The 12,671-nt window shown below is 59.9% G+C and carries 10 protein-coding genes; 2 read left to right on the forward strand and 8 right to left on the reverse strand.

From position 1 onward, the window contains the following. Positions 1 to 36: 36 nt before the first annotated feature. Positions 37 to 1,032 carry a helix-turn-helix transcriptional regulator gene (locus CQ012_RS00110; RefSeq protein WP_105661546.1) on the reverse strand — a complete coding sequence of 332 codons (996 nt, stop codon included), beginning with the start codon at positions 1,030 to 1,032 and terminating at the stop codon, positions 37 to 39. 94 nt (positions 1,033 to 1,126) lie between these two features. On the opposite strand from CQ012_RS00110, the gene CQ012_RS00115 reads away from it, so the two are divergent. Continuing rightward, positions 1,127 to 1,492 carry a VOC family protein gene (locus CQ012_RS00115; protein ID WP_105661073.1) on the forward strand — a complete coding sequence of 122 codons (366 nt, stop codon included), beginning with the start codon at positions 1,127 to 1,129 and terminating at the stop codon, positions 1,490 to 1,492. A 126-nt stretch (positions 1,493 to 1,618) separates the two neighbouring features. Here CQ012_RS00115 and hpaD read toward each other — a convergent pair whose 3' ends face one another. The 4 genes from hpaD to CQ012_RS00135 all read right to left on the reverse strand — a co-directional run bounded on the left by hpaD (position 1,619) and on the right by CQ012_RS00135 (position 6,534). Next, on the reverse strand, positions 1,619 to 2,716 hold the full coding sequence (gene hpaD / locus CQ012_RS00120) for a 3,4-dihydroxyphenylacetate 2,3-dioxygenase (protein ID WP_105661547.1): 1,098 nt from the start codon (positions 2,714 to 2,716) through the stop codon (positions 1,619 to 1,621). 63 nt (positions 2,717 to 2,779) lie between these two features. Beyond that, positions 2,780 to 4,273, reverse strand: a complete 1,494-nt coding sequence (gene hpaE, locus CQ012_RS00125) for a 5-carboxymethyl-2-hydroxymuconate semialdehyde dehydrogenase (RefSeq protein ID WP_105661074.1) — start codon at positions 4,271 to 4,273, stop codon at positions 2,780 to 2,782. Between the two features lie 78 nt (positions 4,274 to 4,351). Continuing rightward, a complete protein-coding gene (locus CQ012_RS00130; RefSeq protein ID WP_105658033.1) occupies positions 4,352 to 5,011 on the reverse strand; it encodes a GntR family transcriptional regulator in 660 nt (219 codons plus the stop codon). Continuing rightward, on the reverse strand, positions 5,011 to 6,534 hold the full coding sequence (locus CQ012_RS00135) for a fumarylacetoacetate hydrolase family protein (protein WP_181148971.1): 1,524 nt from the start codon (positions 6,532 to 6,534) through the stop codon (positions 5,011 to 5,013). Before CQ012_RS00135 ends, CQ012_RS00130 begins: the two co-directional genes overlap by 1 nt. 547 nt (positions 6,535 to 7,081) lie before the next feature. Between CQ012_RS00135 and CQ012_RS00140 the strand changes: the two genes are divergently transcribed. Continuing rightward, positions 7,082 to 8,710 carry a magnesium transporter CorA family protein gene (locus CQ012_RS00140; protein ID WP_146112863.1) on the forward strand — a complete coding sequence of 543 codons (1,629 nt, stop codon included), beginning with the start codon at positions 7,082 to 7,084 and terminating at the stop codon, positions 8,708 to 8,710. Between the two features lie 189 nt (positions 8,711 to 8,899). Here CQ012_RS00140 and CQ012_RS00145 read toward each other — a convergent pair whose 3' ends face one another. Genes CQ012_RS00145 through CQ012_RS00155 form a run of 3 tightly spaced genes read right to left on the reverse strand, consistent with a single transcriptional unit; the run spans position 8,900 to position 11,908 of the window. Next, positions 8,900 to 10,135: an ABC transporter permease gene (locus CQ012_RS00145; RefSeq protein WP_105661077.1), complete on the reverse strand. Its 1,236-nt coding sequence runs from the start codon at positions 10,133 to 10,135 to the stop codon at positions 8,900 to 8,902. Then, on the reverse strand, positions 10,132 to 10,839 hold the full coding sequence (locus CQ012_RS00150) for an ABC transporter ATP-binding protein (RefSeq protein ID WP_105658038.1): 708 nt from the start codon (positions 10,837 to 10,839) through the stop codon (positions 10,132 to 10,134). The genes CQ012_RS00145 and CQ012_RS00150 overlap by 4 nt, the downstream gene beginning before the upstream one ends. Beyond that, positions 10,829 to 11,908 (reverse strand): efflux RND transporter periplasmic adaptor subunit, encoded by a 1,080-nt coding sequence (locus tag CQ012_RS00155; RefSeq protein WP_105661078.1) that lies wholly within the window; start codon positions 11,906 to 11,908, stop codon positions 10,829 to 10,831. Before CQ012_RS00155 ends, CQ012_RS00150 begins: the two co-directional genes overlap by 11 nt. Between the last annotated feature and the right edge of the window lie 763 nt (positions 11,909 to 12,671).

Below are 12,671 nucleotides of genomic sequence, written 5' to 3' on the forward strand. Positions count from 1 at the left end.
CCGCAGCGGTTGCCGGCCTTTGCGCGCTCGCGACGATCACGAGCGATCCGGCTCTCGGGGCACCGGTGCGGCGGATGGATCCTGATGGCGCGAAACCAGATCGGTGGCCAGCGCGCGAATCATGTCACGTGCCGCTGGGGGACCAGTTACGTGGATATGGTCGGCAAATTGGAGCAGTTGGCGCACGTCTTGGATTTGCCGGAACACGATAGTGATCGGGTACCACCCTCCTTCGGCTGCGTCCACGTCCCGGAGACGCTCGCCCAAGATTCGCCGGGCCAAATCCAGTCGAGTTGCACGCAGGCGGGCCGTGATCATCACGTCCCCGGGTGCCTCTGTGCGTTCCTTGAGCGAGAGCCACACCGTGCGCAGGGTGGCATCGACCTGCAAGTTTGCCGGCGCCTGCAGGATTTCGAATGAGTAGAGCCGCTCCAACGAGAACAGCCGCTGCTCACCTTGCTGTTCGGCGACGAGATACCAGCGACCGGACTTGGCCACGAGTCCATAGGGATCCACGAGCAGGAACGCTGGGTGCGCCTCGGTACTGCGCCGATACTTGATGCGCAGCTGGCGCCGAAGCCGCAACGCGGTTGCCAGATCCGCGATATCGACCAGCAGGCTCCGGCCCGACATCCAGGCAGAACTATCCACCATGACAATATCGGCCAACGTAGCCCGGGGATGGGCCGCTGGAGCTGCGTCCTGCTTCAGCGCGACCTTGCGCGCCGCCGTAGCATGTGCGTCCCGCAAGCCCAGAAGTTCCAAATGCCGTTCATCGAGCCCCGCCACGGACAAGGCTTCCAGCTCCGGCGGCTCCAGATGGGCCAGATTCAATCGGGAGCCCGGCAGCAAGGCGATTCCTCCGTGGCGCCCGCGCTCGGCGTAGACAGGGACGCCAGCCATGGACAGCGCTTCGACATCGCGCAGGATGGTCCGTCGCGAGACCTCCAGCGTCTGGGACAGTTCCGAGGAGCTGATGCGCTGACGAGTCTGCAACAGCAAGAGCAGGTGCAACAGCCTGGAAGCTTTCATGACCTCCAAGTATCCCAGAAAAGAAGACATGTTCTGTCGTGATTTTCTGGTGGACTGCTAATGTCCACTAATTCATTGATCCCAGGAGTCCCCGATGCCCCGCCCGAACCTGTTCCTCGTTTATGTCATAGATGCCCGGAAAGCTGCCGAATTCTATGGCGATTTGTTCGATATGGATCCCGTCTTCGTCTCGCCGCGCTATGTGGCATTCGCCCTCAGCGAGCAGGTGAGCTTCGCTGTGTGGTCCGGCAAGAATGAAGATGCGGTCCCGGAAACCCCGCGCACCAGCGAGGTGGGTTTGATGGTCCCCGGCTCCGGCGGTGACGTTGACGAAACTTGCCGCCAATGGTCCGCCAAGGGAGTGCGCATCGTGCAAGAACCTTACGACGAAGTCTTTGGCAGGACCTTTGTTGCCGCGGATCCAGATGGCAACCTGATCAGGGTCTCGCCGATGGACTAGGAATTAGCGTGGCCAATAAAAGCAGAATCCCGGGGCATCGGCGAAGAAATTCGCTGATGTCCCGGGATTCTTGTGTTGCAGCTCAGGGAAGCTGCCAAGCTCTGGGTCTAGAAGAGCTTGCCTGGCTTAGAGCTGGTTGCCCAGCTTGAAGCCCTTGGAAGCCTGGCCATGGTACGAGCCGTCTTCGTCACCGGCACGGGTGAAGGAGAAGCCGTCGGCGCCAATGGTGACTTCCAGTTCGGAGTCATCCGTGCGCTCGATGACTTCCTGCACGTTGCCATCCAGGTCCAGGACCTTGGAAGCTTCGGTGTACCACGATGGAACAACCGGGTTGCCCCACCAGTCGCGGCGCTGGTTGTCGTGCACGTTCCAGGTGATGGTCGGGTTGTCCGGATCGCCGGTGTAGTAATCCTGGGTGTAGATCTCGATGCGGTGGTCATCTGGATCCAGGATGTACAGGTAGAACGCGTTGGAGACGCCGTGGCGGCCGGGGCCGCGCTCGATGCGGTCCGAGATGCGCAGTGCGCCCATCTTGTCGCAGATCTGGATGATGTTGTGCTTCTCGTGGGTGGAGAAGGCCACGTGGTGCAGGCGCGGGCCGTTGCCGCCAGTCAAAGCGGTGTCGTGCACGGTGCCCTTGCGGTGCATCCAGGCTGCGTAGGTGGTGCCTTCGTCGTCCTGGATGTCCTCGGTGACGCGGAAGCCCAGGTCCTCGAGGTAGGCGCGCCCGCGCGGCACGTCCGGGGTGACCTGGTTGAAGTGGTCCAGACGGACCAGTTCGCCGGCCGAGTACAGGTCGTAGCGCATGTGCAGGCGCTCAACGTGGGTGGTCTCGAAGAAGAACTCGTACGGGAAGCCCAGTGGATCCTCGACGCGCAGTGCATCGCCGATGCCCTTGACGAAGCCTTCCTTGCGGCGCTCGGTGCGGCAGCCCAGTTCCTTGTAGTAGGCCTCGGCCTTGTCGACCTCTTCGGCGCTGCGCACACGGAAAGCCATGGCCTTCAGTGCTGCCACCGGGCCCTTGGTCAGCACCAGGTTGTGGTGGATGAATTCCTCGAAGGAACGCAGGTAGATCTGGTTCTCGTCTTCGTAGGATACGTGCAGGCCCAGTACGTCCACGTAGAACTTGCGCGAGCGCTCCAGGTCGGTGACGACCAGTTCAGCGTAGGCGCAGCGCAGGATATCCGGTGCTGGAACCGAAGGGGTTGGGATCGGGTTTGCGATCTCTTTGCTCATGATTTGCTCCTTTGCAAGCAAGAAAAACTAGGGGCGGGAAGCGCGTGCTTCCTAGACGCCGAACTTAGGGGAGTGCGCTTCGTTCAGGGTGATCTGGATGGACTGCTGGGTGGTGTAGAAGTCCACCGAGCGGTAGCCGCCTTCGCGGCCCAGCCCCGAAGCCTTCACGCCGCCGAATGGGGTGCGCAGGTCGCGGACGTTGTTGGAGTTCAGCCACACCATGCCCGAATCGATCTGGTGCGCGAAGTTGTGCGCGCGCTTCAAGTTGCTGGTCCACACGTAGGCTGCCAGGCCGTACTTGGTGTTGTTGGCCAATTCCAGTGCTTCCTCGTCGGTGTCGAACGGGGTGATGGCAACAACCGGGCCGAAGATCTCGTCCTGGAAGATCTGCGCATCCGGGGCAACATCGGCGAAGACGGTCGGAGCAACGTAGTTGCCCTCTTCGAAGCCTTCGGCGCGGCCGCCGCCGGCCAGCAAGCGGCCTTCGGTCTTGCCGATCTCGATGTAGCCCATGACCTTCTCGAAGTGGTTAGGGTGCACCAGTGCACCGACTTCGGTCTTCGGGTCACTCGGCAGGCCAACGCGGATGTTCTTGGCGCGTTCTGCGAACTTGGCTACGAAATCATCGTAGATATCGCGCTGGACCAGCACGCGGGAACCGGCGGTGCAACGCTCGCCGTTCAGCGAGAACACGCCGAACACGGTGGCGTCCAGGGCAGCTTCCAGATCAGCGTCGGCGAAGACCACTGCAGGGGACTTTCCGCCCAGCTCCAGGGACAGGCCCTTGAAGAATGGCGCAGCCGCGGTGGAGATGGTGGCGCCGGTGGAGGAGTCGCCGGTGAAGGACACCAGCGGCACATCCGGGTGCTTGACCAGGTAGTCGCCGGCCACGCCGCCGGAACCGAAGATCAGGTTGAAGACGCCCTCTGGCAGGCCGGCTTCGCGGAAGATTTCTGGCCACAGGCCAGCGGAGAGCGGGGTGTAGCTGGCAGGCTTGAGGACCACCGAGTTGCCGGTGGCGATGGCCGGAGCCAGCTTCCAGGATTCCTGCATGAATGGAACGTTCCACGGGGTGATCAGCGCGGCGACGCCAATGGGCTTGCGGTTCACGTAGTTCATCTGGCGTCCTGGGACGCGGAAGGAGTTATCCACCTGCGCGACGATCAGGTCGGCGAAGAAGCGGAAGTTCTCCGCGGCGCGGCGGGCCTGGCCCTTGGCCTGGGTGATCGGCAGGCCGGAGTCGTAGGACTCGAGCAGCGAGAGCTCTTCGTCGCGGGATTCGACGATGTCAGCGATCTTGTGCAGCACGCGGGAACGCTCGCGTGGCAGCATCTTGGCCCAAGGGCCTTCCTTGAAGGCCTTGTTGGCGGCGGCAACTGCCAGGTTCACGTCTTCGGGCTGTGCCGAAGCCACGGTGGCGTAGTTGGTGTTGCTTACCGGTTCCTGCACGTCGAAGGTTGCTCCGCCGATGGAGTCAACGAATTCGCCGTTGATGTAGTGCTGCAGGTGGGTCGGAAGGTTTTCCGGTACGAAGTGCTTGCTCATGGCAGTTCCTTTCGTGCTGTTCCGGTGTTTTCACCGGATGGGTTGTGGCAAATCTATGAAAGTTCTCGGTGCTGCTGGCTAGATGGCGCTAGGTGCCATGCCGGCCGCTTTCAAATAGGCGTTGAGCGTATTCGAGCGGTGGTCCCGGCAGGCGGCTTCGATCTGCGCCGGGGTGGCATGGTTGCCGATCAGATCCAGCAGCGCCTCATGCTCCTGAACCGAGGCGCGAGCCCGGTTGGGAATGTGGGTGAAGCTGCTGGCCCGCATGGCCGCCAGCCGGCGCCATCCGCGCTGGACCAGGTCCAGGATGTGCGGATTGGGGCACTGGCCGTAGAGCAGCTGGTGGAATTCGGTATTCATCCGGGTGAAGGCCACCGGATCGAAATCCTCCAGGCACTGGCGCATGTTCTCGTTCAGCGCCCGTGCCTTGGCAAGCCAGGCGGCATCCATGGCATCGGCAGCCAGCGCGGTAGCGGCCGGCTCGATGACCATCAGGGTCTGCATGGTGTGCAGGTACAGGGTGGAATCCACGTGGGCCACCGTCGCCCCGACGTTGCGGGTGAAGTGCACCAGGCCCTCGGCCTCCAGCCGGCGGATCGCCTCGCGCACCGGAACCACGGAGCAGCCCAGCTCATCGGCAATGGTGCCCAGCACCAGCCGGTAGCCGGGGGAGTATGCCCCGTTGACGATGCGCTCGGATACCAGCTGGTAGGCGGCTTCGGACTTGGAGGCGGTCATTACAGCGACCATGAGTCCAGATCCGGGCTGCCTGCGTCCTTCCAGGCGTTGTACTTGCTCTTCCACGCATCATTCATCGGGAACAGGCCCTCGATGCCGTGGCCGCGCTGGACCATGGCGAAGATGAATTCGTCATTGGATTCGGTCACCGCGGCTTCAGCGGCCACCTCGGCCACCATTGCTGGCGGGATGACCACGATGCCATCGGAGTCGGCCACGATCACATCTCCTGGCTGCACCGATACGCCGCCGCAGGCCACGGTGATGTCCTTGTCCCAGGCCACGTGCTTGCGGCCGAGAACCGCTGGGTGGGCGCCGTTGTAGAAGACCGGGATCTGCAGGTTGGACACGGCGTCCAGGTCCCGTACGCCGCCATCGGAGATGATGCCGGCGGCGCCGAGCTGCTGGGAGCGCAGGGCCAGGATGTCGCCCAGGGTGGCCGAGCCGGTCTCGCCGCGGGCTTCCATGACCAGGATCTCGCCGTCATTGAGCGAGTCGATGGACTGCTTCTGCATGTTGTAGCCGCCGCCGTGGGCCTTGAACAGGTCCTCGCGGTTGGGGATGTAGCGCAGGGTGCGGGCGGTGCCGATCACGCGCTGCATGCCCTTGGTGGCACCGGGGACTTCGATGTTCACGTTGTTCAGGCCGCGCTTGCGCAAGGTGGCGGACAAGGTGGCGGTAGCCACCGAAGCCAGCTGCTCGCGGACCTTGTCGGTCAGCACGTCCTTGCCGGTGATGATCGGGGCCATGCCGGCGGTCTCGCGATCGCCGTAGGCATCTTCCTTGTCCTTGTCGGTGACCTTTGGCTGGTTGCCGAAAGCGGCGAAGGCCGCGGTGCCCTCGACGGCGGTGGTCTCCAGCTTGCCGGTCGTGGCGCCGGAGACCAGATCGGTGACCTCGACCTCGACAACGTCGCCGGGGAAGAAGACGGTGGAGCCGGCCGGGGTGCCGGTGAGGATCATGTCACCTGGCTGCAGGGTCATCTGCTGGGACAGGTCGGCGATGATGGTTGCGAAGGAGAAGAGCAGCTCGGAGGTGTCGGCGTCCTGGGCGAGCTTGCCGTTGACCCAGGTCTGCACGCGCAGCTTGGCAGGATCCAAGGTGGCAGCATCCAGGGCGTTGGGACCCACCGGGGTGTAGCCGTCGCCGGACTTGGAGCGGATGTTCGAGCCCTTGTCCGCGTACTTCATGTCGTGCACGCCGAGGTCGTTCGATGCGGTGACCTGCCCGACGTAGCCCCAGGCTTCGTCTACCGAGACGCGGCGAGCGGTCTTGCCGATGATCAGTGCGATCTCGCCCTCGAAGGCGAGCAGCTCGGTGCCAGCTGGGCGTTCCACGGTGGAACCGCTGGCGGCCAGCGAGCTGGTGGCCTTCATGAAGTAGCTGGGGAACTTCGGGGTGCGTCCGCGCTGCGCTGCACGCGAGGAGTAGCTAAGGTGTACGGCCAGGATCTTGCCTGCCTGCGCGAAGGTCTCTTCGGTTACTGGGACAATATTGCTCACCGTTGATCGGCCTGCTTTCATCGAACATCATCTCGTACATCAAATCGTATACGATCAGTGTGCGCCGAATCTCAAACGGTGTCAAGCGGGCTTTGGAAATCTTTGGAAATGATTACCGTGAAGGCCTGGGAATCCGCAAGATCACGCGGAATTCTCCGGGAGCGGGAATGTTTCGAAATGGACAATTGCGGGGCGCCGGAACGGATGTACTGCAGCACACAATCGATAGCTGGAATCCTGGCTAGCCAGTCGATCTGATGCCGGATTCCCTGCATGGCCATCGTTGCCCTGTAGTCGGCAAAGGATGCCCGACCGGCGCTATCCTCTTGCCAGCTGGGCGGCAGTGGCAAGCTCGCTCGCGAACCGAAGCCGAGCTACGGCAGGCGCTCTTTTGCCGTTCGTGGAAATAGGCCATTTCACTGAGGGTGAGGGCAAGTGGAGTCATGGATTGTTCACGAGAAATATTCCGTTGCTTCCTCCTGCATGCCGGGTAATTGTAGATAGCCTGTATTTATGGGGAGTGTATTTAATATCCGAAACTCGCTGAGATGAGAGCGCAAGGAAAAAGATGTCTTCAGGTCAAAACACAGGCGTGATTGATTCGACGCTGCCGTCGCACCCCACCGAGGTCCACGCAAATAGCTGGATGTGGGGATCCGTGGCGTTGGTCGCCAGAGTTCCGGCATCTTCGATCACGGAACCTGATGGAAACTTGTGGTGGGTCCCGTCGAATGCCGCGGATATCACGTGGAAGATGTTCTGCAAAGATCTGCAAAGCGAAACTTCTGAGTTTCTCCAAAACGACGCGGGAAATCTGCATAAAGCATCAAAAAGCTGGTTCGACAAGACTTCGGTCGGACCTCATTTCCTGGCCATGACTGCCGACGCGAAGCAAGCACTATCGGGTGCTCCAACGTTTGCTTTCGACAACCAGAAGGTAATCAGCAAGCTGACCGGCGCCGGTATCCGGATCGCTGGAATTTCACGTTCTCGTAGTGAGGCGGAAACAGGAGCCGGCAACGCTGAATACGTCGCCTTGCACCTGAAGCTTTCGAAAGAGGCATTGCAAACCCCCGGTTGGGTGACCTCTGCGTTGCACCGGCCGACTCGTGCTGGGCTACTGCCGGGCACAAACATCGATGGCAAGGACTTGCGAGCGGGTGTAAACAACGCCTTGCGTTCAGCAGGCTTGGCAGTAGAACTGAATAATGGCGGCGCTCTGCAATCAAAAGACAAGCAGGATCCATGGGGGAACATCTATACGATCTCCACTTTTATTCCGCAAGACAAGATTCCTCAGTGCCAAAAACACTGGCACGGACCGAGCGCGATGGACAACCCTGCAGTGCGCTGGGCGCATGCACTGAGCATTGCTCAAACCGCCACGCCTAAGCCAACTTTGAGCGACTGGTCCGACCTCGGAGTTAGCAAAGCCCAAGTCTCCCTTGGCCCGTCAATTGGTTGGTGCAGTGATCGGGGGATGGGGATTGTTGCCCAGTCCCGTCCGGATGGCGATCCTGAACACTGGATCGCAGAGACTGGGCATACGGTGGCCTTAGCGCATTCAGTCTTCGTCGATTTGGCGGTCTTGACGATGCAGCAAGATGAATTCTTGACCCAGCGCGCGGCACACCTGGCCAATCTAGCGGCAACCGGAAACCTTGAGGATTCCGCTGCTTCGCTTAAGCGATACAAGGACATTCAAAAAAGGTTTATCGAGTTCCACGGCAAGCGCTGGTTGCAGGAGATACCCGGACGTGAATCTGCAACTCGGGTGCTGCAAGCCATGCAGAACGTGCGCATGCTGGAAGAAAGAATCAAGCATTCACTGATCGAACAGAAATCCATCATGGATTATCTGGAAGCCAACCAGCGCGCCGAAGAAGAGCAGGTGAATCGCGAACGAGCCGAACAACTGCGCGAAGAGGCGGTTAAGCGTGAGAAGTTCAGTCACCGAGTGAATATTTTTGCGTTTATATTCCTGCCGGCCACACTGATTTTCACCGTTACCGGAGGTCTGGGGATCCAGTTATCCACACTTTGGGGAACTATTTGGATCGGCATCGCTGCTGTCACTACTATCGGGTTGATTGCTTGGATGAAGACGGAAGATGGAAAGAGGAAGAAGGATAGAAAACGCGCGTCCGGAGGCGCATCGCGCAGCGACGAATCCCTCCCTGCCGTGAGCAAGGGATAAACAGATCAGCTCAACACAGTTCGCGGCCACTGAGCTGGAGAAGAACCTCTTGGTTTGAGACCTCGGCGACGGAGGCTTTCTCAACGGTCCTCGGCTACCGCAGTTAATCAGCCGACTCACCAGAGGTACGCAGAAGGCGCTGGAACGGAAGTCATGCTTCCGTTCCAGCGCCTTAGCGGCATCTGCATATTAGACGCGAATAGCATCCACAATCTTGACTCGGGCTGCCACCAGCGCGGGAAGCACACCGGTCAGTGCGCCTACGGCGATGGAAACTCCCATGCCAAGTACGGCCGCACCGATAGGGAATGCCGGCATCTGGTCCAGCTCGGTAGCCATCACCATATTCAGCAGATTCTCGTTGGAGACCAAGGCAACGGAGATGAGCACGCCAATGCCACCTGCTACGGCCGTGGCCACGACGCTTTCCATCATCACCGAGAAGAATACGCGTCCGGTTGTTGCACCGAAGCTGCGTCGGATACCCACTTCGCGGATACGCTGCTTCATGGTCACCATGGCAACATTGAGCAGACTCAGGGAACCAAGCAGCAAGATGATGATTGCGATCCCGGCAACCACCATGGTCAACATCTTCAAGCTCTCATCAGCACCCCACATCAGATAATCTTCGCGGTGCGCATCAACTGTGAGACCAGGAAGTTCTGCCTGCATTTGCTGGCCGAAGTGCATGGCCAGCTCTTCGGATCCCTCGATGGGCACCCACAGCTTGTAGCTGACCTCATTGAGCGGAGCTTGCATGCCGAACCAGTGCTCATAGGTGGCCGGCAGCATCCACAGCTTGCCGCCCATGCCGTAGCTAGATGCTTTGGTGGTTCCGATGACCGTAACTGAGACGGTGTTCCCATTGCTCATCAAATCCACGGTTAAAGGCAGTCGCTGGCCTTCCAGTCCCAATTCTTTGATGAAGGTGTGGTCAACCACCGCCGCTGGGGCAAGATTCTGTGCATCTTCGGCTTCCAGCCAGCGGCCGTCAGTAACAACTAACCGGTGCATTGGAGCGTAGTCGGGATCAACCACCATGATCTCGGCATCAAGGCTCAGCCCTTGGGCTGAAGCTTTCTGGTCGTAGCTGCGTCCCATCATGGTGGTGTACTCGACCTTGAACCGGTCAATGGTCTTTTGAAAGGCCTCATCGATTTGGTCGTTGCCCGCAGGACCAGCATCCGAGTTCGGGTCGTAGGCGTAGACAACAATCATTGCTGGCCGACCCTCGCTTTCAAGGCTTTCGGTCATCATCTGACGCGCCATGCCAGCTCCGGCCAATGCCGTAGTCAACGAGGCCACCGCAATGGTGACACCAACCAAGGAGAGCAAGACGCGCAACTTGTGAATACGCAGTTCCTGCCATGCCTCCAGCAGCGCAGCAACAAAACCGGTTCCTAAGCGAGTTAAGGATTTCATCTTGCCGCCACCTCACTGAGCGGATGCAGCCGCCCGCCATCCAACTGCAGCTGTTCTCGGGCCAAGGCCGCAACATTGCTGTCGTGCGTGATGGTGATCAGGGCAGCGCCGGAATCAACCGTGGCGGAATCCAAGAGATCCATCACCGCACGTCCGGTAGTGACATCCAAGGCACCGGTGGGCTCATCGGCCAGTACGACTCGTGGCCGGCGGACCAGCGCGCGAGCGATGGCCACACGTTGCTGCTCACCACCGGAGAGGGTCTGGGGCATTGAATCCAAGCGTTTGCCCAGTCCCACGCGCTCCAAGGACTCGGTTGCTAGCTTGCGCCGATTCCAGAAGTCGCGTCCACCGGCGTACATCAGTGGAGCCATGACATTTTCCAGGGCAGTGCGTCCTGGCAGGAGGTTGAACTGCTGGAAAACGAAACCGAGGTCGCGCCCGCGTGCATGGGCCGCCTGTTTGGCGCTCAGCCGGGTCGCATCCTTGCCTCGCCACAGCAGGCTACCGTTGGTGGGCCGATCAAGCAGGCCAAGGATATTCAGCAGCGTGGACTTGCCCGTACCCGAACGGCCGACAATGGCTATGTGATCGCCTTCGGACACCGTGAGATCAATCCCGTTGAGGATATGCAGCTCGCTGTCGTCGGGCAGCAGGACGCTGCGCGTGACATTCTCGAGCTTCAGCAATGGCTCACCACTCATCTGAGTAGGACTCCATATCCATCATTTCTTCAGGTGCCGGGGTGGATCCTGGGACGAAGCGGAGAATTTCCGTCTCATCCTTCAGTCCTGAAATCACCTCGATGACCTTTCCGTCGGTCACGCCAAGCTCTACCTCGGTGCGGATTTCCTTGCCGTTTTCATCCAGCCTCCACACCGCACCCTGGCCAACCAGGCCGCGAACAGCCGATACCGGTACGGTCAATACGTCCTCGGCGGTGCCTGCATCAATTTCCATGTTCATGCTCAGGCCGTCGAAAACCACGATGTCTGCAGGTACGGCACAAGAAATCTCGCTGCCCGAAGAGCTCTCCGTGGATTCTCCGGATGCCATTGGATCCACCTGCGATACCATGTCCTGGTCGGCGGAGCCGGCGCTGGTTTTCTTCGAAGCGCTGTCACCGACAGACAGGTCCTTGCAGGTGAATGGCTCCGGTCCGCCGTCAATGGTGATCGTTGCTTCGAGGCTTTCATCGAGCAACCGGTAGCGGTCCAGCGGATCGATCGAACCGGCGGCCAAGAATTCTTGGGGCTGGATCGCGCCGAGTCCTGTGCCCTTGGTGACGTCATCGCCAACCTCGATCTGGAAAGCGCCGACCTTGCCTGTGGCCGTTGCGTAGACGTCGTGGTACTTCACCACTGGCGCAGCTTCCTGCGGTTGCTGCTCGTCTTGTGAACCTTCACTATCCGAGTCGTTGGCCTCAACGCTCTCTGGCTGGGATTCGGCGCGGACCTGGAAGATTCGATCGCCGAGGGAGACATTGTCGCCTGGCTTGACGAAAGCCCAATTGACAACGCCGTCCACGGGCGCATTCAGCTCTTTCGATTCGGTGAGCTTAATGGTTCCGGGAATGGACAGCTTGTTCTCTACCGTGGCTTTCTCAGCAAAGATGGTCTCTGCCGGGATCTCTCCGGTGGGGAACAGGTCATCGTCGGCGCTGGCAGTGCCGCCGGCAAACGCGAGTTTCACGAGGCTGACGGCGATCAAGGCGCCGATAACTAGCCATGCAGCGGGAAGGAATATGCGACGGAACGCGCGTCGTTGGCTCATAGGGTTGCTCTTTTCACCATTCAATGATTACCAAAGTGTTCAGCAACTACCAAGCTCAAACGGAGAAAACACGCAACCTTTATCAGATTGAGATTTATTTTTACTTTGCAGGTCAGACCGGGTACTCAAATTAGTAGTTGAAGGTCGTAGTGAATCTTCTCGACGTCCCGGGGTGAGGCGGGGCAGTCTCCGGGGCTCGATGCCGCGGAGCTCTTCGGTGGATGTGGAGCTCCCGAGGCGCAGTGCCATTGCTTCTGTACTGGCCCCGGGGTCGGCAGGATTGTTCCAGGCCGGTTTCTGCCAAGCCTTTCGGGTGCCGCGGGCGAGCGGGGGTGCCGAAGCCGCTGTCGCAGAGCATCGACCTTCATTGCTGTCCGCTAGGGCCTGAATCGTGAATTTGGCAGGTGACAAGCACGTTTAATCCATGGGCAAAGAAGTGCACCGATTGCTTCATTTTCAGCCAAATTTATTTCCTTCCATTTGCTGGCACAAAGCCGAATGCCGGCGTAGGATGTCGGCATATCGTTGTCTTGAATTGGGGGATTTAAAGACGAATTGAAACACTCGCATTCATTTCGCATCTTTAGATGCATTGGGGAACTTATCCTGAGCAGTTGAGCCACATGGGGTGGCTGAATCATGGGCCAGGCTTTCATTATCTGAGGTCAAAGCCTTACTATAGCTCGCTCTTTTTCGGGTGGATCGCTCCTGCACGCCGCGCGATCCACTCAGGACATTCTTGTATGGGGGAGAAATGTCTAGG

This window comes from Arthrobacter sp. MYb214 (assembly GCF_002979865.1).
Taxonomy (GTDB): Bacteria; Actinomycetota; Actinomycetes; order Actinomycetales; family Micrococcaceae; genus Glutamicibacter.